Below are 22,359 nucleotides of genomic sequence, written 5' to 3' on the forward strand. Positions count from 1 at the left end.
TCAACGCTGGTTACCCAACGAATCGCCAAGGCCGTTTCACCCGGTCGGGCGCATTACGTCCGTTGAGACACGCGGGTCTCTCTCGTTGCCGGAGGTTCGGGCCTTCACCGTGTCTCACCCATTACGGTGAGCATTTGGCTACTATGCCGTCTGCTGACTTCTGCCTCATCACGCCAATCGTTGCCGATTGGCGCGCTGTCCGGGTCACGGTAGGGTCCGGTGGTGATTCCAGTCCTTTCGGGCTGGTCCTCAGTCCGGCTCCCATGGCGACCACAGCCCCGGTAGGGTTCGATGGTTATTCCGGCCCTTTCGAGCCGGCCCTCAGTTCGACTTCCATAGGGACACGGACCGCAAGTGAGACAGATCTCCCCGAATAAGAACATGAACTTTCAGTGCACAACCGCCGCATTTACCCTATCCCCTGCACCTGATGGGCTTCGTCACCTTGTGCTGACTTGCCCGGGGACTGAGCCTTATATGCGGTTTCTGTCCGTCGGCTCACACCTTTGCGCTCGGGCTTCCTTCAGACATTCCCTCACGGGTTTGCCCTTGCCGTCGGCTAGTAGTTACATTCGTCCACAGAGTGGACATCACAGGTACTCCTACAGGGGACTTTCACCCCATCAGTTCATGCCCATGTCGGGCGTACACAAAGCACTACAGCTGACCGTTATTCCGCTTGCGCTGCATAACGGCAGCTGAGCTTGGCTTTATGTTTTTAAGGAGATGGCATGAGCACCGTACTCTGGGCTAATCGTTTGGTCGATGGCGTCGTAATCTCTGATGGATCCGACAAGCCCGCGATTTATCGGCATCAAAAAAAGCTTGATGCCATATGCGAGCTGTGCGGCGTACAAGCTATTTCATCTTTCTGTGATTCAACTGACGCCGAGTGCAATCTTGATGTGATCGACCTTCCAGACGGTATGGAATCGACAGATGAGCTAATGGCCGCACAAGGAGTTTGGATCGATTCAGAAGATGCGATGCAAATTCTAGAGGCTTTGATTCTTAAGGTCAGAGCTGATGGCATTCGATTTGGTCTGCTTCGAAATGATCACGACCAGGTTTTGGAGGAATTACAAGAGAGCTACGATTATGCAAAGGAATCTGCAGTGTCCGGTGGAAAATTCAATTTCAGCGTTGTCATGTAGGCTGGAAAACATAACAAGTCGCTCAGGTTCGTTCCGCGCTTCGCGTTCGACCGGATACAGCTAACGCCACGCCGCTTAGCTCAGGCGTTTAATCAGTAGTGGTACCGGAGCTGGGCAAGGAGCAATGCGTCATCCGTAACCTTGTAGACCATGCGGTGCTCGTCGTTAATTCGGCGGGACCAGTAACCAGCGAAACTGTGTTTGAGGGGCTCCGGTTTGCCGACGCCCTCGAACGGTTCTCGTTTTGTCTCCTTGATCAGTTTGTTGATTCGGTTCAGGAGCTTTTTGTCGGTTTTCTGCCAGTACAGATAATCTTCCCAGGCGTTTTCGGAGAAGATAAGTTTCATTCAAGAAGCCCCTTTTCCTGGCCGCCGCCTTGCTCCAGTTCGGCGACGGATTCCAGCAAACGACGGGCGTTCTTTGGTGCGCGCAGGAGATATGCGGTCTCTTGCAATGCTTCATAATCTTCAAGAGAGATCATGACCACGGACTGCGACTTGCTCCGGGTGATGATCACCGGAGAATGGTCTTCGCAGACCCGTTCCATGGTTTTTGCCAGGTTGGTTCTAGCGGCTGTGTAGCTGATGGCATCCATGGGGCGCTCCTGTACAAGATGTTTATCATGTACAGGATAATGTACGATTAAGGGTTTAACAATCGGCTGCGCCGTAGCCCATTCCCCACCGACTTTCCAGCTTGAATTTCTCCCGCCCAGGGGCTAGTCTTGCCCCACGAAATTCCCCTATGTTGTGCTAATGCATTCTGCAGGGCACAACAAGTTGTATCTCAAAAAGGAATCCCCCGATGAAATCCCAGGCCGAACAAGCCCTTGCGAATCCATCTTCACGGGAAGTGCCGATGCAGCCGGCCTCCCTGGACATCTGGGACAAGAAGTACCGTCTCAAGACCCGCACCGAAGAGGTTCTGGATCAGACCCTGGACGATACCTGGAAGCGCATCGCCCGGGCCCTGGCCGATGTGGAGGCCACCCCCGAGCTACGGGAGAAATGGTACGGCAAGTTCCTCTGGGCCCTGCGCCAGGGGGCGATTCCGGCCGGCCGCATCATTGCCAATGCCGGTGCCTGGGAGCACAAGCCCGCTACTTCCACCATCAACTGCACCGTGTCGGGCACCATCCATGATTCCATGGACGACATCCTGCAGAAGCTCCACGAGGCGGGCCTGACCCTGAAGGCGGGCAGCGGCATCGGCTATGACTTTTCCACCCTGCGTCCCCGTGGGGCTTATGTCTCTGGTGCCGGTGCCTATACCTCCGGGCCTTTGTCGTTCATGGATATCTACGACAAGATGTGCTTCACCGTTTCCTCCGCCGGGGGGCGGCGTGGCGCGCAGATGGGCACCTTCGATATCGGTCACCCGGACGTGGTGGACTTCATCCGCGCCAAGCGAGCGGACGGAAGCCTGCGCCAGTTCAACCTCTCCCTGCTCATCACCGCCGATTTCATGCAGGCGGTGAAGGATGACGCCGAATGGCCCCTGGCCTTCCCCATGACCCTGCAGGAGGCGGAGCAGGACGGCATCGACCTGGATGATCCGGCGCAGGTGCTGTGGCGCGACTGGCCCGATCCCGCCGACTACATCACCAATAATGACGGCCTGGTGGCCTGCCGCATCTACCGACGCCTGCCGGCCCGCAAGCTGTGGAACGTGGTCATGACCTCCACCTATGACTATGCCGAGCCGGGCTTCGTGCTCATCGACAAGGTCAATGAGATGAACAACAACTGGTGGTGCGAGCAGATCCGGGCGACGAACCCATGCGGCGAGCAGCCGTTACCTCCTTATGGGGCATGCTGGACTGGCGATATGCGTTTGAATACCAATTTCGGCCTCATTCGCACCGAGGATGCCTTTGCCTTGGTGCAGCAAGGCGAGGCGTTGAAAGTGGCCGTGGATGATGTGTTTTCCGGGCAGAAGACGGACCTGAGGCCCTGTACCTTGGTTGAAAACGGAACCCGCGAGGTGTTCGAGGTTCGCTTCGACAATGGTCAGCGTATCGAACTGACCGCGGATCATCAGGTATACACACCCGATGGCTGGCGTCGGGTGGACCAACTTGATGTGGGCAGTCTTGTCCACGTGCAGGCCCGGGAACTGTCCCATCTCTCCTTGGCGGACCCCTTTTACCTGGGCGCCCTGAAATACCTCCTGCAGACTTACACCGGCGATCAGTTGATGGTGACCCGTCAGTCCCGGCGGGCTTTGTTACGCACCTTGCTGGATCAGCTCAAGGTGAATTATCAGGAAAGTCCCAAGGGGCTTCAGCTATCCCGCTACCACCCACTGATGGAAGAGATTGATCGTCTGGATCTGTCACTGGCCCCCTTGCGGGCGGTGGAAGGTTATGTCCATGCCGCTCAGTTGACCGCCGGCCGCTACAAGGACAAGCCGGCGGCATATGGTGAGCGGGTCGTTTGTGAGGCGCTTGCCGAGGCCATCAAGCGTCTGACCCATGAGCCTGTGCGCATCAGTCGTCACCGCAAGGAGACGTACCGGGTGCTGCTACCCGATCTGGCCCTGCAGATGCCGACCATGGATCGTTATGCCCTGGATCTGGAGTATGCAACCTACGGTTGGTTACTGGCCGATGGATGGCTTACCCATTCGGCAGGCGTGTTGTTCAGCGATCAGGACGATGTGGCCATGGAGACAATTGCGCCGCAGTTTGCTGCCATGACAGGGACTTCAGGTACGCTGCGTCAGGCGTATGCGGGGCAGGCACGCAATGTGTACTCTCTGGCTTGCTATCGTGCTTCCGCTATCGAGAACCTGAAATCGAATCTGGGCCTGGAGGATTATCGCTCTCGCCAAGTGCGGGTGCCGGAGCGGATCTGGCGTGCGGACTCTGCCAGGCAGGCATCATTTTTGACGGCCGTGTTCTGCGCCGATGGCAGCATCGACACTGAAAAGCTCAATATCCGTCTGACTTCTGCCTCTCGGGAGTGGTTGCAGGACATCCAGCTTCTGTTGCTGAATTTCGGGATTCACGGGACCATCATGGCGTCCGTTTCCAGAGGCAACGCCTTCTACACACTTTGCCTGCAGCATCAGGATGCTTATCGTTTTTATCGGTATATCGGATTCCTTTTCAACACCACCAAGCAGGAGAAGCTGGAATCCCTGCTGGCTGGCAAGGAGCGGTGGCGGGCACCCAAGGAAGACCATGTCGCCCGAATTGAGGCCATCACCGCCATGGGTGAGCAAACGGTGTATGACATCGAGGAATATTCCACCCATACGCTGGTGGTGAACGGCGTGGTTGTTCATAACTGCCTGCTCGGCTCCATCAACCTCACCAAGTTCGTGCGCGAGCCCTTCACCGCCAAGGCCCGGTTCGACTGGGAACAGTTCCGGGAGACCGTCGCCGTCTTTACCCGCATGCTGGACAACGTGGTGGAGATCAATGGCCTGCCACTGCCCCAGCAGCGGGAGGAGATCATCCGCAAGCGCCGCCACGGCATGGGCTATCTGGGGCTGGGTTCCGCCATCACCATGATGGGCATGAAGTACGGCGAGGAAAGATCCCTGCGCTTCACCGAGGACGTCACCCGGGAGATGGCCCTGTCGGGCTGGCGCACCGGTCTGTCCCTGGCTCGGGAGAAGGGGCCGGCACCCATCATGGAAGAAGAGTTCGAGGTGACCCCCACCCTGATGCGGCTGCGCCCGGAAATGGAGCAGGACGGCATCAAGGTGGGCGACAGGATCAAGGGCAAGGTGCTGCATGCCCGCTACAGCCGTTACATGCAGCAGGTGGCCCAGGTGGACCCTGAGCTGGTGAAGTCCCTGGCGGCCCAGGGCTGCCGCTTTACCCACCACACTTCCATCGCGCCCACGGGGACCATCTCCCTGTCTCTGGCCAACAATGCCAGCAACGGGATCGAGCCTTCGTTCGCCCATCACTATGCCCGCAACGTGATCCGCTCCGGCAAGAAGACCAAGGAAAAGGTGGATGTGTACTCCTTCGAGCTGCTGGCCTACCGGCACTTGGTCAATCCCGAGGCCATGCCCTATGCGGAAGACCCCAAGGCCCAGCTGCCCGAGTATTTCATCACCGCCGACGAGATCGATCCCAAGGCCCATGTGGATGTGCAGGCGGCGGCACAGAGATGGATCGACTCGTCCATTTCCAAGACCATCAACGTGCCCACGGCCCATCTGTTCGACGACTTCAAGGACATCTACATGTACGCCTATGAGCAGGGGCTCAAGGGCTGCACCACCTTCCGCTTCAACCCGGAGGCCTTCCAGGGCGTGCTGGTGAAGGAAAAGGATCTGGAGAACACCACCTATCGCTTCGTGCTGGAAGACGGCAGCGTGGTGCTGGCCAAGGGCAACGAAGAAATCGAATACGACGGCGAGACCCACAACGCCGCCAATCTTTACGATGCCCTGAAGGAAGGGTATTACGGTAAATTCTGAACAGGGGCATCATCATGACCATCAAGATCAGCAGTAAGATCGTGGATTTCGGCATCAGTCGCGAGCCTCACCCCGATGGTGAGAGCCAGCCGCCGGCAATGCCCCAGGAACCGGCGCCCGTGGCGGCGCCGGCCGCGGACACGGCCGACAAGGCCCCCAAGGTGGTGCACATGCACGAGAAGCTGGAACGGCCGGAGATGTTGCTGGGGTCCACCTACAAGCTGAAGACTCCGCTCTCCGAGCATGCCCTGTACGTGACCATCAACGATGTGATCCTGAACCCGGGCACCGAGCACGAGCTGCGGCGCCCCTTCGAGATCTTCATCAACTCCAAGAACATGGATCACTTCCAGTGGATCGTGGCCCTGACCCGCATCATCTCGGCGGTGTTCAGAAAGGGCGGTGACGTCACCTTCCTGGTGGAGGAGTTGCGCTCGGTGTTCGATCCCCGGGGTGGCTATTTCAAGAAGGGCGGCAAGTACATGCCCTCGCTGGTGGCCGAGATCGGCGATGCCATCGAGAGCCACATGCGGATGATCGGCCTGATCAAGGACGAGGGCCTGGACGAGCACCAGCGCCGCCTGGTGGAGGAAAAGCGCGCCCAGTACGAGGCCAGCGTGCACCAGGCCAGCGACGATCCCCAGGCCCGGGAAAGCTTTCCTCCCGGCGCCCAGCTCTGCGGCAAGTGCCACACCAAGGCGGTGGTGGTGATGGACAACTGCCTCACCTGCCTGAACTGCGGGGACAGCAAGTGCGGCTGATGGGAAATGAAATGATGTGACATGAAAAAAGCCCCCGCCGATGGATCATCGGCGGGGGCTTTTTTTAGGTGCGCCTGGCGGGTTGACTCCCTTGGGGGGGGGCGGATCAGGCCTGACTCTCGATCTTTGCCCAGGTATCCCGCAGGGTGACGGCCCGGTTGAACACCGGGCGCTCCGGGGTGCCGTCCGGGTCGGCGGCGAAATACCCCAGGCGCTCGAACTGGAAGGACTCGCCCGGACGTGCCTGGGCCGTCTCCGGTTCGAGGCGGGCATCCGGGATCACCACCAGGGATTCCGGGTTCAGATGCTCGATGAAGTCTACGGCCTTGTCGCCGGCGGGGTCGGGCGTCTGGAACAGACGGTCGTAAAGCCGGACTTCGGCCTGTACCGAGTGGACGGCGGAGACCCAGTGGATGGTGCCCTTGACCTTGCGGTTGGCGCCGGGCTGGCCGGAGCGGGTGTCCGGGTCCAGGGTGCAGCGCAGTTCCACCACTTGGCCGTCCGCGTCCTTGATCACTTCGTCGCAGCGGATGATGAAGGCATTGCGCAGGCGTACTTCGCAGCCGGGCTTGAGGCGGAAGAACTTCTTCGGTGCCTCTTCCATGAAGTCGTCGGCCTCGATGAAGATTTCCCGGGTCATGGCAATCCGGCGGGTTCCCATGTCCGGCTTCTGGGGATGGACCGCCGCTTCCAGCCATTCCGTCTCGCCTTCCGGGAAGTTGGTCAGCACCAGCTTGAGGGGGCGCAGGACGGCCATGGTACGGGGGGCACGTTCGTTCAGGTCGTTGCGCAGGGCATTTTCCAGTACGCCGAAGGGGATGATGGAGTCGGACTTGGTGACGCCGATCTCGGCACAGAAGGCACGGATGGCCTCGGGGGTGAAGCCCCGGCGACGGACCCCGGCCAGGGTGGGCATGCGGGGATCGTCCCAGCCGCTCACATGGCCTTCATCCACCAGGCGGGTGAGGCGGCGCTTGGAGAGGACGGTGTAGTCCAGGTTCAGCCGGGAAAACTCGATCTGTACCGGGCGGGACGGCACCGGCAGGTGTGCCAGCAGCCAGTCATACAGGGGGCGGTGATCCTCGAATTCCAGGGTGCACAGGGAGTGGGTGATGTGCTCGATGGCATCGCTCTGGCCGTGGGCGTAGTCGTAACTGGGGTAGATGCACCACTGGTTGCCGGTACGCGGGTGGGTCAGGTGGCGGATGCGGTAAATGACCGGGTCCCGCAGGTTGATGTTGCCGGAGGCCATGTCGATCTTCGCCCGCAGCACATGGGCGCCGTCCGCGAACTCACCGGCCCGCATGCGCTGGAACAGGTCACGGCTCTCTTCCCTGGGGCGGTTGCGGAAAGGACTTTCCTCGCCGGGTTCGGTGAGGGTGCCGCGCTGTGCGCGGATGGTGTCCGCGTCCTGACTGTCCACATAGGCCAGGCCGTGGTCGATCAGGTGCAGGGCCCACTCGTAGAGCTGTTCGAAGTAGTCGGAGGCATGGCGCTCATGCTTCCAGGCATAGCCCAGCCAGTGCACATCCTCCTTGATGGCATCGATGTAACGCTGCTCTTCCTTGGCCGGATTGGTGTCGTCGAAACGCAGATTGGTGTAGCCGCCGAATTCCTTGGCCACACTGAAGTTCAAGGCGATGGACTTGGCATGACCCAGGTGCAGGTAGCCGTTGGGCTCCGGCGGAAAACGGGTGATGATCTGCTGATACTGGCCCGCTTCCAGTTCCTTGCGGATGCGGTTGCCGATGAAGTGGGTGGGGCCCTGGGTGTCCGGTTCGGTCATTGCCTGATGCGTGCTTGGGGTAAGCCGCCCAGTATACGGGGAGGCCGGTGTGGCGCCAATACGGGGGAGGCGTTGCGGCAGGTGGACGGGATTAAATGCAGTGAAAGAAAAAGCCCCCTGAGGGAAGGGGGCTGGGGACAGAAATACAAAATGCCTTAATGGATCTTCAGGTCACATCGAAGAACCGGCTGGATTCCGACGGCCGGTTGGGGTCGGGGAACATGTCTCGGACGATGCGTGCTTCCAGACGCTCCTGCATTTCGGTCATGGCAGATGGCTCGGGGTCACTGCCGGACGCAGAGGGACCGCTCGTCGCCCCGGTGCTGTTGCTGCCGGCGGCTTCGGGTGCCTGCGGGGTGGGGCCTGATTCCGCTGCCCGGGCGGGATCGACACCAAAGCCGGTCGGGGCACTTTCCGCCTCGCGGGCTGCCTGCAGCCGGGCCTGGGCTGCCAGCTCGCTGCTGCCCTGCTGACGGGCGATGGTTTCTTCCTGTGAACGCGCGGCGTCGGGACGTCCCTGCTCGACTTCCTCGTTGTTGAGTACGGCCCGGTCGGTTTCGGTGGGGGTCACCGTGCCGCCGCCACCCTCGCGTTCCACGGGCGCGGGGATCACCGGGTTGGGAATCACCGGCTGAACCGGGTTCATGACAGGGGTTGTGACCATCATGGCTTGGACTCCTCGCCGTTAGGCCTTCACGTTGATGAGTGTGCCCAGCATCCGGTTTTCCGTCTGCAGGACCTTGACGGAGGCTTCCACCTGGGTGGCGTGCTGAATTTGCTCGACCAGGGGGGCCGTCAGACCGCGTGGTGCCGTACCGTTGATCTGGTCGGCACCGGCAATCTCCGCCGCGTTTCCGCGCAGCCCCTTCAGGCCGGTATGAATTCCGGAAAGCGCACTTTGGCTTGCAGTTGTGATGACCATCGGCTTGTCTTGGTTCAATGCTTACTACAAGTCTAGTTGAACAAGGGGCGAATGTCTTCCCGTCGGGCGGATTCTTCATGCCGTTCAGTGACTGCGCCCGGCCGGTCCAGGAATGCTAATCTTGTTCATCCCACGGCGTTTCCCTGTGTGACCCCATCATGTTCAAAAAGATCCTGCTGACTTTGACCGTGGCCATCCCTTTTTTCGGGTTGGCCTTTCTGCTGACCGGTTCGCCCCCCCGGACCCATTACGACAATCTGCCCTGGGATGTGGAGGTCCATGCCGACGGGACCTCCAGTGTCTTCGGTATCCATCTGGAACAGACGCCCCTGTCGGAACTGCGGGAGCGGTTCATGGTGTTTCCCAGTCTGGCCCTGTTTCAGAGCCGGGAGGACGGGCAGAGCCTGGAGGCCTATTTCGGGCCGGTGAAACTGGGGCCTTTCGAGGCCAACTTCCTGGCGGTGCTGGCGGCGGATGAGCAGACCCTGGCCGGGTTTGCCGAGCGGGCGGTCCATGGCAAGGCCACCCCCAGCGGCGCGCGCCGCCTCGAACTGTCGGAAAACGACACCCGGGCCGCGCTGGCCCTGCCGGTGGTGGAAATCACCTATGTCCCCAGGGCCCGGTATGACGAGGATTCCGTGCTGGCCCGTTTCGGTGAACCTGCCCGGCGCCTGCCCATGGATGACGGCCGCCGCTACTGGCTCTATCCGGAACAGGGGCTGGTGCTGATGTTCAATCGCCGGGGGCGGGATGTGCTGCACTATGTCGCGCCGGCCCGTTTTGACGAGGCCCAGGGGCGCATTCTGACCGGCGAGGGCCTGGACCGGATGCTGCCATGACCGGAGCATCGCGCAAACCCGGTTTCTGGGAGGGGCGGCCGCTGGTCGACCTGAACGACCGGGAATGGGAGGCCCTCTGCGACGGTTGCGGTCGCTGCTGTCTGCACAAGCTGCAGGACGAGGACACTGACGAAATCTACTACACCGACGTGGCCTGCCGTCTGCTGGACTCAAACACCTGTCGCTGCAGCCATTATGAGGATCGTCTGTCCCGGGTGCCGGATTGCGTCCGGCTGAGTCCGGATGAGGTGAGCCAGGTGGCGTGGCTGCCGCCCACCTGTGCCTATCGGCGGCTGCACGAGGGCAGGGGGCTGCCCTCGTGGCATCCCCTGCTCACCCATGACCCGGAGAGCGTGCACCGGGCGGGCGTGTCCGTGCGTGGCCGCATCCTCTGCGAGCAGAAGATGGGGGATGACTGGGAGTCACGGATCGTCCTCTGGCCCTGTGAGGACGGGCCGGACTGACCTGTTCTTCAGCCCGGAATCCCGGCAAACTGCCGGGGGCCGTACCCCTCCCTGGCCCGCAGATAGGCCTTGAGACGGGCGGCGAAATCCGGCACCACGGATCCCTTGACCGCCTCCAGGGCATTGAGCCGGTCTGCCCAGGCCTGGATGCGGGGGAAGTCGGCCCCGTCGAACAGGGGCATGGCCTGGTTCAGCAGGGCGTAGCGCATGAACAGGGGGGCGTAGGCGGCATCCACCAGGGAGAAGGCCTCGCCATTGAACCAGGGGCCTTCTCCCTGGGAGGCCTCCAGACGGCGCAGGCCGGCGATGGCGGCGGCCAGATGGTGTTCCAGGTCATGCTCGGTTTCCGACATCATGATCCGGTACTGGTCGATGATTGCCTGGCTGCCGAACTCGATCCAGGCCCGGTTCAGGGCCAGGGTCAGCGGGTCGGTGGGCTTGAGGCTGGGTGGGGTGATATCGTCGATGAACTCGTTGATGACGGCGGATTCGAACAGGACCGTTTGCCGGTCCACCTGCAGCACCGGCACCTTGCCGGTGGGGGAGAGGGCAAGAAACCATTCCGGCGGGTGTTCCAGGTCGATGAAGTCGATCTCGTAGGGGGCCTGCTTGTAGCGCAGGGTGATAACGCTGCGCTGGACGAAGGGGCACAGTTCGAAGCTGATGAGTCTCAGATGCATGGAGAGAGGGGACTCCTTAGGTTTGGTAAGCTGATCAGTGTATCAACCCACGCAGGGGCATGATTCATGAGTGACCCATTGGATGTTGTGCGAATTGACAAATGGCTCTGGGCGGCCCGTTTCTTCAAGACCCGTGCCCTGGCCGCCGAGGCGGTGAGCGGGGGGCATGTCCATGTGAACGGGCAGCGGGTCAAGCCGGCCCGAGCCGTCAAGGTGGGCGATCAGCTTCGCATCACGCGCAATGCCGAGGCCTGGGAGGTGGAGGTGCTGGGGCTGAACGACCGGCGCCGGCCCGCCACCGAGGCTCAGGCCCTGTACCGGGAGTCGGAACAGAGTCAGGCCCGCCGCACCGAGGAGGCCGAAGCGCGGCGTCTGGCCCGCCTGGCGGTGCCCCATACCGAGCATCGCCCGGATCGCCGTGACCGGCGCCATATCCGCCGATTCATCGGCAAGGAGTAGCCCCATGCCCAGGCCCGTGACACCGCTCATCGCTGCCGACGTGATCATCCGTCTGGAGGATCAGGCCGATTGCATCGTGCTGATTGAGCGTCTGAATCCGCCCCATGGCTGGGCCCTGCCCGGCGGCTTCATGGATGTGGGGGAATCATTGGAGCAGGCCGCGATCCGCGAGGCCCGGGAGGAAACCGGATTGGCGGTGCGACTGGAGGTCCTGCTGGGCTGCTATTCGGATCCCGGCCGGGATGAACGGGGGCACACGGTGAGTGCCGTCTATGGGGCGGTGGCCCGGGGGAGGCCGGTGGCGGCGGATGATGCCAAGGCGGTCTGGATCGTGGCCCCGGACCAAGTGGACCGGCCCCTGGCCTTCGATCATCGCCGGATACTGGATGACTATCTGGAATTCCGGCGTACGGGCCGGGTGGCGCCGCTCCCTCCTCCCCCCGATGGGGGAGGGGGAGAGGGACGACAGGGGATTGATTAACCCCGTTCCTTGACCCACTTGCCGATGGCCGGCGGCACGGTCTTTTGTGCCTTGCCGCTCACATAGATGCCGATGTGGCCGCCGGGGAAGGACAGTTCGGTGTAGTCCTTGGTGCCCACCTTGCCGGCCAGGGCCTTGGAGGCATCCGGCGGTACCAGGTGATCCTGCTCGGCAAAGATGTTCAGCACCGGCATGGTCACGTTGGCCAGATTCACCTCGTACTCGCCGATGTGCAGGTCGCCGTTCATCAGTTTGTTCTGCTGGTAGAAGTCCTTGATGAACTGGCGATAGGTCTCGCCGGCCTGGTCCGGGCTGTCGAAGATCCACTTCTCCATGCGCAGGAAATTGTCCAGCTTGTCCTTGTCCTGCAGCACTTCCACCATGTCCAGATACTTCTGGCCCATGAGCTGGTAGGGCTTGAGGTTGAGGAAGGTCCAGTTGAGCAGTTCACCCGGGATATTGCCCATGGTGTCCACCAGGGTGTCGATGTCCACGTGCTTGACCCAGTGGGAGAGGATGTTGCCCGGAGTATGGAAATCCACCGGGGTCACCATGGTGATCAGGTTCTGCACCTTTTCCGGATGCATGGCGCTGTAGCACAGGCTGAAGGTGCCGCCCTGGCAGATGCCCAGCAGGTTGATCTTGTCCAGGTTGTGGCGACGGCAGATCTCGTCCACGCAGCGGTCCACGTAACCGTTGAGGTAATCGTCCATGGTCAGGAAGCGGTCGGCCCTGTCCGGATAACCCCAGTCGATCAGGTAGACATCCATGCCGGCTTCCAGCAGGCCCTTGACCGTGGAGCGGTCATCCTGCAGGTCGGTCATGTAGGGGCGGTTCACCAGGGCGTAGACGATCAGTACCGGTACCGGGTGCTGGACCACGGAGGCGGGCGCCTGGAAGCGATACAGGGTGAGCTTGTCTTCCTTGTAGACCGCTTCCTTGGGCGTCACGCCGGAGGGGATGTCACCGGCATCGGCCAGGTTCTGCAGGCCCTGGGTGAGCTTGTTCTGGAAGGTGGTCAGTTCGTCCATGACCTGATCGGGTCTGATCTGAATCGGAATCATTGGCCGGATCTCCTTTTAATCGCTCTGCTTGGCCTTGGTGGTGGTTGCGGTCTGGCGTTTTGTGGCCGTGGCGCGACTGCGGGTGCCGGTGGCGGCGCGGGAAGCGCTGGCGCTGTCCTTGCCTTCGGCCTTGCTTTCCACCGGGGCTTCCACCTTTGCCGGCGCGGCCTGGTCATTCACCTGGTCGGTCAGCTTGCGTACCGCGGCCTTGAGGGCCTGCAGTTCACGGCGGCTTTCCTGCAGGCGGCGGTGCAGGGTATTGACCTCGCGGCGGGTGGGCATGTTCAGGCTTTCGGTGACCTCGTCCATGAGGCGGGTGCCCTGGCGCTTCACCGCCATCAGGCTGTTGACCATCTCGCCGTAGATCCTGGCGTACTCATCGGACATGACGAATTCGCCGTAGACCTCTTCGCAGACGTCCACCCACTCATCATAGAGGGCGCGCATGGAGGTGATGGGCTTGTCCTGACGACCGGCGTCGTCCAGGCGGGCGCGGAAACGGTCGATGGAGTCCATGCCGACCTTGTTGAAGGCGGCCTGATAGTTCTGCATGGCCTGCTGGTAATTGACCATCAGCTTGGCCAGGTTCTGGTACTGCTCCTGGGATTCGCGGGTGTAACCGACGCCGGGCACGGACAGGAAACGGTCCAGCTGTTCCTGCACGGCATCACCATAGGGGGCGCGGGCCGGCGGCCGCAGGGCCTGCATGTAATCGCCCGGCATGGGCATGAAGGAAGATGTGGCGCGACGCCAGGTGTCCAGGGGCATCTGCCAGAAGGCATTGGCGTCCCTGCTGGCTCCGGGCATGTTGGTGAAACCCTGGAAGGCATTGCTCATCTGGTCCAGCCACTTGTTTACGGCCTCGGCGGCGTTGTTGCCTTCCGCGCCCCGATAGAGGTTTTCCGCCATGGAAAAATAATTGCGCCCGACCTTCATCATCTGGTCCATGGCGTCATTGCCGGACAGGGGCATGCCGCTGGAAACGGTCTTCCACCACTGATCCAGTCCGTCCCCCCAGTTGGCGGTACCGTCACTGCCCCCCATGGCCTTGCGGCTCATGTCCATCCAGGCAGACCAGTATTTGCGCTGGGCTTCCATCCAGTCTTCGGGGTTGAAGGGGTTTGAGTCAGCCATCAATCATCTCCTTTGGGTCCATATCTGGGCCAGGTGGTTATCATCCGGGATCGCTGTTGCGGCCGGTCAATCAAAGGCCCGGGCCGGCGGGCATTCCCGGGCCAGGGTGGTCAGCACTTGGAGCGATCCGACAGGGTACAACATCATAAGGATAAGGTTAGCATAGATTTTGTGCGGTGCAACAATTCTGCCGGGATGGTGCTTCATGGTTGGTCAGGGACGCAGCGCTTCTGGTATAAACTGCCGGAGCAATGCCTTGATCCTTGAAGCTGTCACTCCTTTTGGATCAAATATGCCAGGAAAGCAAGACCGAGTGCCCTGAAAGTGCGAGCCATCACCCGGTATCCGATATGAAAGTCCGGTCAAGGTATGGCCCTCAGGCATCCCAATATTCAGAAATACGCCCCTGATCAGGAGGATTTATATGGCTGAATCCATTGTCATCGTCGATGCGGCACGCACCCCGGTCGGTACCTTCAACGGCTCTCTGTCACAGATTCCGGCCTCGACTCTGGGGGCCATGGTCATGAAGGCGTTGCTGGCCCGTACCGGCCTGTCTCCCGAGCAGGTGGACGAGATCATCCTGGGGCAGGTGCTGCAGGCGGGGGTGGGCCAGAATGCCGCCCGTCAGGCCGCCGTGGAGGCCGGCATCCCTTATTCTTCTCCGGCCATGACCATCAACAAGGTCTGCGGCAGTGGTCTCAAGGCCGTTCACCTGGCCTGGCAGTCGGTCCTGTGCGGTGATTCCAATGTGGTGATCGCCGGTGGTCAGGAGAACATGAGCGCCTCTCCCCATGTCCTGCCCGGTTCCCGCCAGGGGACCAAGATGGGTGACTGGAAGATGGTGGACACCATGATCAAGGATGGCCTGTGGTGCGCCTTCAACGATTACCACATGGGTACTACCGCCGAGAACATCGCCGGCGAGTTCAGGATCAGCCGGGAAGAGCAGGATGCCTTTGCCGCCCAGTCCCAGCAGCGGGCCGAGGCCGCCCAGAAGGCGGGTCATTTCAAGGACGAGATCGTGCCGGTGGAAGTGTCCCTCAGGAAAGGGGAGGTCAAGGTTTTCGATACGGACGAGTTTCCTCGTCATGGCACCACGGCGGAAGGCCTGGCCAGACTGCGCCCGGCATTCAGCCGGGACGGCACCGTGACCGCGGGCAATGCCTCCGGCATCAATGATGGTGCCGCTGCCGTGGTGGTCATGCGTGAATCCATGGCCAGCGAGCTGGGTCTCAACCCGCTGGCCCGCATCGTCTCTTTCGCCGCCGCCGGCGTGGACCCGGCGATCATGGGTACCGGCCCCATCCCCGCTACCGTCAAGTGCCTGGAAAAGGCCGGCTGGCGGCCCGCCGATCTGGACATGGTGGAGGCCAACGAGGCCTTTGCCGCCCAGGCCATCGCCGTCAACAAGCAGCTGGGTTGGGACCTGTCCAAGGTGAACGTGAGCGGCGGCGCCATCGCCATCGGCCATCCCATCGGTGCCTCGGGCGCCCGGGTGCTGGTGACGTTGCTGCACGGCATGAAACGCACCGGTGCCAGGCGAGGCCTGGCAACCCTGTGCATCGGTGGCGGTCAGGGTGTGGCCCTGGCGGTCGAGGCTGTCTGAGTGCCGTGATGCCCCGGACCGGATCCGCGGGGGCCTTCCCCGGGATCCGGTTCTTGCCATGCACTTGCAATGATGTAGGGAGAAGCGGGTGAACGAACCGCGGATAGTGAAGAAGTACCCCAATCGGCGACTCTACGATACCGAGGAGAGCCGTTATGTGACACTGGCCGATGTGCAGCAGCTGGTGCGCCGCGGGATCAACGTGAAGGTGGTGGACAGCCAGTCGGGGAAGGACATCACCCGGGGTATCCTGATTCAGATCATCACCGAGCAGGAAACGGCCGGGGAGCCGCTCTTCACCACCGAGATGCTGGTGCGTTTCATCCGCTTCTACGATGAAGCGGTCCACGAGGCCTTTTCCGGCTATCTGGACCAGAGTCTCAGGTTTTTTGCCGATCAGCAGCGGGACTTCAATGACCGCATGCGCGATGTGCTGGGTGGGCGGGCCACCTGGGACATTACGGAGATGACCCGCCGCAACCTGGAGTTCTGGAAGGGCATGCAGGATCAGTTCTTCAAGGCCGCGGTCTTTCCGGGATCAGGCCAGGACGCGAAGAAGGAGTCGGGCGGGGCGGTGGAAGACAGGCCCGATGAAAATTCAGGCACAGACGTTCTGGAAGGGAAAGGCAAGACGGGTAAAAAGCCGAAATAGGGTGCTTGCGCCCCGTGGGCTGGGAGGTGGCCGGGCTTTTGTCTCAAAACGGCCCGGCTGGCTTGACGATGATTCTGGTTAAGGTTATATGTTGCGCTGCAGCATTCGTGGTGGCAAGTCTGCTGCTGTGCCCATATCAACCTTATCCAGGAGAATGAACCCGTGAATGACATGATCGAACTTTTCAACAAGGCCAATCAGTCCAGTTTCGATACCTTCCGCAAGTTGAGCGATATCAACCAGCAGGTCTTTCAGAAGCTGGTGGAGCAGCAACTGGACTTGACCACGGACTTGGTGAATGTGAGCATGAAGCACCTTGAGCAGGTGGGCAAGGCCAAAGGCTATCAGGAACTCGTGACCCTGCAGGCGGACCTGCTGCGTGATTGCGGCCAGAAGATGGTTGCCACTTGCAAGAACGGGAACGAGATCCTCAATGACGCCCGTAATTCCATGACCCGGTTGATGGATGACTCCGTTAAAGTGGCGGAAGAAACCGTCAAGCACGTAAGCGCTGTCGCCAAGAAGGCTGCCTGATTTCATTTTGGACAGTCTTCAAGGCCAGTCAAGAAACAAGGAGCCCGAATAGTGACCAAGCGAGTAGCGTTAGTGACCGGCGGTACCGGTGGAATCGGCACCGAGATCTGCAAGAAGCTGGCCCGTCAGGGGCATGTGGTCGTGGCCAATTATCTGCCCGCGCTGCAATCCCAGGCCGAGGCCTGGCAGCAGCAGATGAAGGCCGAGGGCCTGGACATGCACATTGCCGCTGGTGATGTGTCCTCGTTCCAGTCCTGTGCCGACATGGTCCAGGAGATCGAATCCCGCGTGGGGCCCATCGACATTCTGGTCAACTGTGCCGGTATCACCAAAGACAAGACGCTGCGCAAGATGACCGAAGATCAGTGGCGGGATGTCATCAACATCAATCTGAACAGCGTGTTCAACGTCACCCGTCACGTGGTGGAAGGTATGACCTCCCGCGGTTTTGGTCGTATCGTCAATATCTCCTCCGTCAACGGTCAGAAGGGTCAGTTCGGCCAGGCCAATTATTCCGCTGCCAAGGCCGGCATGCATGGCTTCACCATGGCAGTGGCCCAGGAAACGGCCGCCAAGGGTGTCACCGTCAACACGGTGTCTCCCGGCTACACCGCCACGGCCATGACCGACGCCATGCCCGAAGATGTGCGCAACGCCATCGTGGCTCAGATTCCGGCCGGTCGCATGGGTACCACGGCGGATATCGCCTTCGCCGTAGCCATGCTCTGCGACGACGGGGCGGGGTATATCACCGGAGCCAACATCCCGGTGAATGGTGGTCTGTTCACCTCCTTCTGAAGAACTTGTTTCCCGCATTTGCAGAAACTTGTGCCGCGAACGGGCCCTGATACCGGGGCCCGTTCGCAGTCTTTGGCTTATTTTGTGAAGCGTGATGGGTTTCACAAAAAAGTGAAGGTGATGTGGTAAATATGTATTCCCAATCCTTGATTTGATGATATTTATTCGCGTCAGCGCTTATCTGATGCTATTCTCCTTCGTGTTTTGGGGTTGAGCGGAAACGCCGTGAGCGTGGTTTCCGCCCTGTCTGGCGGGCGTCGTGAGATCGCCCGCAAAGGGGAGTCGGCGCCGCCGATGTCTCCAGCGCTTTGACCGTCCGGGATTTTCCGGTGTGACCGGAATTGTCCCTGCGCCCGATACATGCGTGCCGTCAGAAGCCGGCGGGACAAGGGCAAGGCATTGTGAGCAAATTACGGGGGCATCTATGCCGTTTTCAAGACCAAGCTTTTCGATGGTGATGGGAATCTTTGCTGTTTTCCTGATCATCACCGCTTTGTTTCCCAAGATTCTTTCCGGTTTCGGTGGCGATGCCTCCCCATCCGCAGCCCTTTCTCAACCCCTGGATATCCCCGCCAACCCGTCGGCCGAAGGAGGGGGTGCTTCGCTGACGGTCGCCGAGCCCAAGGAGCGGCGCCGGATTGCGACGGCTTCAGCCGCCGAGGGAGGGCAGGGTGATTTGCAGCGGGTCGCCTTCATGTCTCAGGAACGTCTGGCTCCTGCGCTCGGGCCGGATGAAAACCCGACCTCCTATGAGTCCTTCAGCCTGGGTGACGACGAGGAAGTTGCCAAGGCATCCGACTGGTTCGAGTACACCATCGCTCGTGGCGATCGTCTTTCCTCTCTCTGGGTGGGTGACTGGGGATTGCCCCTGGCCACGCTTTATCGTTTGCTGGGAGACGCCGAAAATGCCCGCGTGCTCAATCGTCTCAGCGTGGGGCAGCAGGTGGAGTGGCAGACCGATGACGAGGGTTATCTGACCCGTCTGCGTATCTGGACCGAGCGCGGCAAGGGTGTGGAATGGGAACGTGTCCCGGATGGCTGGGATTTTGAGCGTCGCGAAGTGCAGAACAGTCGTGAAATCACCCATATGGTGATCACGGCCAGGGTCGAGGGCAGTATTTCTTCCGCCCTGGCCGGCAGGGAGGAACTCTCCGGCCGCGCGGCCGCCGCCCTGGCGGTGCTGCTGGACCGCCATCTACCGGTACGCATGCATGCCCGTAGCGGGGATGTTTTCTCCCTGCTGGTGGAGCAGGAAACCCTGGCCGGTGATGATGAGCCTATCGAACTGCGGTTGCTGGCCTTTGACTACCAGGGTGCACAGTTGAACATCAGTGCCGCCCGATATGTGGACGGGCGTTTCTATACCCCAGAGGGGCACAGCCTGCTGCCGCCCTTTGATCGGCGTCCTTTCGCCGGCACCTACCGCATCAGTTCGCCTTTTGATCTGAGACGCCGGCATCCGGTGACCGGCACGGTTGCTCCCCATCATGGCACCGATTTCGCCATGCCCATCGGTACGCCCATTGTGGCTCCCGCCAATGGCCGGGTCGTGCGCGTGGACGAGCATCCCTATGCCGGCCGTTTCCTGGTGATCGAGCACGGTCAGGGTTATACCACCCGCTATCTGCACCTGAGTCGTGCCCTGGTGCGCCCGGGGCAGGCGGTGGAGCGGGGGCAGCGCATTGCCCTGTCCGGCAACACCGGCCGCAGCACCGGTCCCCATCTGCACTATGAACTGCATGTGAATGGTCGTCCCGTTGATGCCATGCGGGCTGAGCTACCCCGCAGTGAGCGCCTGACCGGTGAGGATCTCCGCCGGTTCCAGAAGGTGAGCAGCGCCCTGCTGGCAGAGGTGAAGGGGCCGCGTCAGTCCCGTCAGGTGGCGATGCTGCCGTATTCCGAAATGGCCATGTGAATCGTGGCCTGAAGCCGTCGGACGGGCGCAGCCCGTCCAGGGCGTCGGCTTCATCAAGGTCCTCATACCCATGCGAAGCTGCTATGATAGCGCCCACAACAAGCAGCATAAGACATGCGTGTCCAACGAACTCAACCCACTCAAACCTGAATCCGGTGCCGGTGCTCCCCGCATCTATACCCGCGCAGAGCATGGTATTTCCCGCGCCAATATCAGCGAGCACGCCCTCAAGGTCCTCTATCGCCTGAAGGACGCAGGCTTTCGCGCCTGTCTGGTCGGTGGTGGCGTCAGGGATCTGCTGCTGGGGCGTGAGCCCAAGGACTTCGATGTGGCCACGGACGCCCATCCGGAAGAGGTCAGAAGCCTGTTCCGGAATTGCCGGCTGATAGGACGGCGTTTCCGCTTGGCCCATGTGTTTTTCGGGCCGGAGATCATTGAAGTCGCCACCTTCCGCGCCCCCCATGACAGTTTTGTCGATGACGGAGATGCCGACGGTGCCGCCGAGGCACTGATCGAGGACGGCCGCATCATCCGGGACAATGTCTACGGCACCATCGAGCAGGATGCCTGGCGCCGGGATTTTTCCATCAATGCCCTTTATTACGATATCCGGGATTTCTCGGTGGTGGATTACACCGGTGGCATGGACGATCTCAAGCAGGGTGTGTTGCGGTTGATCGGTGATCCCGAGATACGCTATCGGGAAGACCCCGTGCGCATGTTGCGTGCCGTCCGTTTCGCCACCAAGCTGGGTTTTCGCCTGGACGAGGCCACGGAGTCCTGTCTGTCCCGCCTGGGCGACCTGTTGCTGGATGTGCCGCCGGCGCGCCTGTTCGACGAGGTAATCAAGCTTTTCCATGCCGGTTGCGGGCTGCAGACCTTCGAGGCATTGCGGCATCACGATCTGTTCGGACGCATGTTCCCGTTGACGGAAGAGGCCCTTTCCCATGAAGAGGAAGGTTTTCCCATCACCTTCGTGGCCAACGCCTTGCGCAATACGGATGAGCGCATCCAGTCCGGCAAGGGTGTGAATCCGTCTTTCCTCTATGCGGTACTGTTATGGGAGCCGGTACGCCATGCCGCGCGCCGCTTCATGGAGGAAGGTGAGGCCGAACTGCCGGCCCTGCAGCATGCTGGCGGGGTGATTCTGTCCCGGCAGGCCCGGCATATCCTGATTCCCAAGCGTTTCGCCTTGCCGATGCGGGAAATATGGGAGCTGCAACCCCGTTTCGAGCAACGCCGCGGGGCCCGTGCCCTGCGCCTGCTGACCCACCCCCGTTTCCGTGCGGCCTACGATTTTTACTGTCTGCGGGCCCGTTCCGGGGAAGCCCTTGCCGAAGGTTGCGAGTGGTGGACCCGGTTGCAGGAAGTGGACGAAGCCGAGCAACGCCGGATGGTGGAGGTCTCGGGAAAAAAGCCCCGCTCCCGTCGGCGCCGTCGCTCACGCAGCAAGTCATCCGGCAACGCCTGACATCATGACGCCTGTAATGGCCTATATCGGTATCGGCGCCAATCTGGGGGCGCCGCGGGCTCAGGTTCTTGGAGCCCTTGAGGCCATGGCGGCATTGCCCGAGAGCCGCCTGCTGCGCCAGTCCTCACTTTATGGCAGCCCACCCATGGGGCCGGCGGATCAGCCGGACTACATCAATGCCGTGGCCCAGCTGGAAACCCGGCTTACCCCGATGGTCCTGCTGCAATCCTTGCTGGAACTGGAACGTCGATGTGGCCGTGTTCGTCAGGGGGAGCGCTGGGGGCCCCGGACCCTGGATCTGGATATCCTGCTCTACGGCACCCAGGTCATTCAGACCGCACATTTGACGGTACCCCATCCCGGGATACAGCAGCGGTCCTTTGTCCTGTATCCTCTGGCGGAGATAGCCCCTGATCTCTGGATCCCCGGGCTGGGGGGGGTGGAGGATCTGGTGGCCCAGTGCCCTCGGTCCGGCCTGCAAAGACTGCTGGAAGAGCCTGCATGACTGAAACAGAACCGACTCATATTGCTGTCGAGGGGCCTGTGGGGGTGGGCAAGACCAGTCTGGCCCGGCGCCTGGCCGAGGCCGTCAATGGCGAGCTTGTGCTGGAATCCCCTGAAGATAATCCCTTTCTGGAGCGGTATTATCAGGATCCCCGTGGAACTGCCCTGCCGACCCAGCTCAGTTTTCTCATGCAGCGCCTGGATCTGTTGCGGAGCCTGGCCAGGCAGGAAGTGAGTCACCATCCGGTCCGGGTGGTGGATTTTCTCCTCGCCAAGGATGATCTGTTTGCCCAGGTGACCCTGGATTCGGACGAATACCGCCTCTACCGCCAGATTTGCGACGAACTGGACAGGAATGTGCGCCCTCCGGACCTGGTGATCTATCTGCAGGCCCCGGTCGAGGTCCTGCGGGAGCGCATCGCTCAGCGAGGGCGTGGCTACGAGCGCATGATGGACAGCGTCTATCTGCAGCGCCTGAGTGATACCTATGCCAGTTTCTTCTATCATTATGCGGAGGCTCCGCTACTGATCGTCAACGCCGGCGAGATCGACTGGGTCAAGCGGGACGAGGATTTTCAGCAGCTGCTGGCGTTCATGCGCACGGTGCGGGCGGGGCGTCACTACTTCAACCCGTTGCCGTCCGCCATCTGAGCGGCGGGCGGTGTGACAGACCATCATTTTCATTCTGATAA

23 protein-coding genes are annotated in these 22,359 nt (G+C 61.1%); 15 read left to right on the plus strand and 8 right to left on the minus strand.

The annotated features are described in order from the left end of the window. The first annotated feature begins 731 nt into the window (after positions 1-731). Entirely contained in the window at positions 732-1,154 is a 423-nt protein-coding gene (locus tag CKO35_RS14340) for a hypothetical protein (RefSeq protein ID WP_200176805.1), read from the plus strand. 92 nt (positions 1,155-1,246) lie between these two features. Here CKO35_RS14340 and CKO35_RS14345 read toward each other — a convergent pair whose 3' ends face one another. Then, the gene (locus CKO35_RS14345) at positions 1,247-1,501 is read right to left on the minus strand and encodes a Txe/YoeB family addiction module toxin (protein WP_135480032.1); all 255 of its coding nucleotides are present in this window, start codon (positions 1,499-1,501) and stop codon (positions 1,247-1,249) included. Next, on the minus strand, positions 1,498-1,749 hold the full coding sequence (locus CKO35_RS14350; protein WP_200176806.1) for a type II toxin-antitoxin system Phd/YefM family antitoxin: 252 nt from the start codon (positions 1,747-1,749) through the stop codon (positions 1,498-1,500). The genes CKO35_RS14345 and CKO35_RS14350 overlap by 4 nt, the downstream gene beginning before the upstream one ends. A 209-nt stretch (positions 1,750-1,958) precedes the next feature. On the opposite strand from CKO35_RS14350, the gene CKO35_RS14355 reads away from it, so the two are divergent. Both CKO35_RS14355 and CKO35_RS14360 read left to right on the plus strand, forming a co-directional pair. Further along, entirely contained in the window at positions 1,959-5,594 is a 3,636-nt protein-coding gene (locus tag CKO35_RS14355) for an LAGLIDADG family homing endonuclease (protein WP_200176807.1), read from the plus strand. A 14-nt stretch (positions 5,595-5,608) separates the two neighbouring features. Then, the gene (locus CKO35_RS14360; RefSeq protein WP_200176808.1) at positions 5,609-6,355 is read left to right on the plus strand and encodes a TSCPD domain-containing protein; all 747 of its coding nucleotides are present in this window, start codon (positions 5,609-5,611) and stop codon (positions 6,353-6,355) included. Between the two features lie 106 nt (positions 6,356-6,461). On the opposite strand, the gene CKO35_RS14365 is transcribed toward CKO35_RS14360, so the two are convergent. The 3 genes from CKO35_RS14365 to CKO35_RS14375 all read right to left on the minus strand — a co-directional run bounded on the left by CKO35_RS14365 (position 6,462) and on the right by CKO35_RS14375 (position 9,063). Continuing rightward, positions 6,462-8,141, minus strand: coding sequence for a glutamine--tRNA ligase/YqeY domain fusion protein (locus CKO35_RS14365; RefSeq protein WP_200176809.1), 1,680 nt, complete (start codon positions 8,139-8,141; stop codon positions 6,462-6,464). A gap of 166 nt (positions 8,142-8,307) precedes the next feature. Further along, positions 8,308-8,808: a hypothetical protein gene (locus CKO35_RS14370; RefSeq protein WP_200176810.1), complete on the minus strand. Its 501-nt coding sequence runs from the start codon at positions 8,806-8,808 to the stop codon at positions 8,308-8,310. Positions 8,809-8,826: 18 nt separating this feature from the next. Continuing rightward, a complete protein-coding gene (locus CKO35_RS14375; RefSeq protein ID WP_200176811.1) occupies positions 8,827-9,063 on the minus strand; it encodes a hypothetical protein in 237 nt (78 codons plus the stop codon). Positions 9,064-9,221: 158 nt separating this feature from the next. On the opposite strand from CKO35_RS14375, the gene CKO35_RS14380 reads away from it, so the two are divergent. After that, positions 9,222-9,902: a hypothetical protein gene (locus CKO35_RS14380; RefSeq protein ID WP_200176812.1), complete on the plus strand. Its 681-nt coding sequence runs from the start codon at positions 9,222-9,224 to the stop codon at positions 9,900-9,902. Beyond that, positions 9,899-10,366 carry a YcgN family cysteine cluster protein gene (locus tag CKO35_RS14385; RefSeq protein WP_200176813.1) on the plus strand — a complete coding sequence of 156 codons (468 nt, stop codon included), beginning with the start codon at positions 9,899-9,901 and terminating at the stop codon, positions 10,364-10,366. Before CKO35_RS14380 ends, CKO35_RS14385 begins: the two co-directional genes overlap by 4 nt. 8 nt (positions 10,367-10,374) lie before the next feature. On the opposite strand, the gene CKO35_RS14390 is transcribed toward CKO35_RS14385, so the two are convergent. Further along, entirely contained in the window at positions 10,375-11,046 is a 672-nt protein-coding gene (locus CKO35_RS14390; protein ID WP_200176814.1) for a glutathione S-transferase family protein, read from the minus strand. Positions 11,047-11,112: 66 nt separating this feature from the next. On the opposite strand from CKO35_RS14390, the gene CKO35_RS14395 reads away from it, so the two are divergent. Beyond that, positions 11,113-11,505 carry an RNA-binding S4 domain-containing protein gene (locus CKO35_RS14395; RefSeq protein ID WP_200176815.1) on the plus strand — a complete coding sequence of 131 codons (393 nt, stop codon included), beginning with the start codon at positions 11,113-11,115 and terminating at the stop codon, positions 11,503-11,505. 4 nt (positions 11,506-11,509) lie between these two features. Next, positions 11,510-11,986 carry an NUDIX domain-containing protein gene (locus CKO35_RS14400; RefSeq protein WP_200176816.1) on the plus strand — a complete coding sequence of 159 codons (477 nt, stop codon included), beginning with the start codon at positions 11,510-11,512 and terminating at the stop codon, positions 11,984-11,986. Here CKO35_RS14400 and CKO35_RS14405 read toward each other — a convergent pair. Next, complete coding sequence (locus CKO35_RS14405; protein WP_200176817.1) at positions 11,983-13,050, minus strand: class III poly(R)-hydroxyalkanoic acid synthase subunit PhaC; 1,068 nt, start codon at positions 13,048-13,050, stop codon at positions 11,983-11,985. The genes CKO35_RS14400 and CKO35_RS14405 overlap by 4 nt on opposite strands. Before the next feature lie 15 nt (positions 13,051-13,065). Then, a complete protein-coding gene (gene phaE / locus CKO35_RS14410) occupies positions 13,066-14,184 on the minus strand; it encodes a class III poly(R)-hydroxyalkanoic acid synthase subunit PhaE (protein WP_200176818.1) in 1,119 nt (372 codons plus the stop codon). Positions 14,185-14,608: 424 nt separating this feature from the next. Here phaE and CKO35_RS14415 point away from each other — a divergent pair, with 424 nt between their 5' ends. From CKO35_RS14415 to CKO35_RS14450, 8 genes are all read left to right on the plus strand, one after another. Further along, complete coding sequence (locus tag CKO35_RS14415) at positions 14,609-15,793, plus strand: acetyl-CoA C-acetyltransferase (RefSeq protein ID WP_200176819.1); 1,185 nt, start codon at positions 14,609-14,611, stop codon at positions 15,791-15,793. 88 nt (positions 15,794-15,881) lie between these two features. Continuing rightward, on the plus strand, positions 15,882-16,445 hold the full coding sequence (phaR, locus tag CKO35_RS14420; RefSeq protein ID WP_338031808.1) for a polyhydroxyalkanoate synthesis repressor PhaR: 564 nt from the start codon (positions 15,882-15,884) through the stop codon (positions 16,443-16,445). 171 nt (positions 16,446-16,616) lie between these two features. Beyond that, on the plus strand, positions 16,617-16,979 hold the full coding sequence (locus CKO35_RS14425; RefSeq protein WP_242467214.1) for a phasin family protein: 363 nt from the start codon (positions 16,617-16,619) through the stop codon (positions 16,977-16,979). A gap of 51 nt (positions 16,980-17,030) precedes the next feature. Continuing rightward, entirely contained in the window at positions 17,031-17,777 is a 747-nt protein-coding gene (phbB, locus tag CKO35_RS14430) for an acetoacetyl-CoA reductase (protein WP_200176821.1), read from the plus strand. 451 nt (positions 17,778-18,228) lie between these two features. After that, positions 18,229-19,692 carry a peptidoglycan DD-metalloendopeptidase family protein gene (locus CKO35_RS14435; protein ID WP_242467211.1) on the plus strand — a complete coding sequence of 488 codons (1,464 nt, stop codon included), beginning with the start codon at positions 18,229-18,231 and terminating at the stop codon, positions 19,690-19,692. A 70-nt stretch (positions 19,693-19,762) separates the two neighbouring features. Further along, on the plus strand, positions 19,763-21,163 hold the full coding sequence (pcnB, locus tag CKO35_RS14440; RefSeq protein ID WP_207143810.1) for a polynucleotide adenylyltransferase PcnB: 1,401 nt from the start codon (positions 19,763-19,765) through the stop codon (positions 21,161-21,163). Positions 21,164-21,167: 4 nt separating this feature from the next. Further along, positions 21,168-21,668, plus strand: a complete 501-nt coding sequence (gene folK, locus CKO35_RS14445) for a 2-amino-4-hydroxy-6-hydroxymethyldihydropteridine diphosphokinase (RefSeq protein WP_200176824.1) — start codon at positions 21,168-21,170, stop codon at positions 21,666-21,668. Further along, positions 21,665-22,318 carry a deoxynucleoside kinase gene (locus CKO35_RS14450; RefSeq protein ID WP_200176825.1) on the plus strand — a complete coding sequence of 218 codons (654 nt, stop codon included), beginning with the start codon at positions 21,665-21,667 and terminating at the stop codon, positions 22,316-22,318. Before folK ends, CKO35_RS14450 begins: the two co-directional genes overlap by 4 nt. The last annotated feature ends 41 nt before the right edge of the window (positions 22,319-22,359 follow it).

The organism is Ectothiorhodospira shaposhnikovii (assembly GCF_016584105.1).
GTDB classification, from domain to species: Bacteria; Pseudomonadota; Gammaproteobacteria; order Ectothiorhodospirales; family Ectothiorhodospiraceae; genus Ectothiorhodospira; species Ectothiorhodospira shaposhnikovii.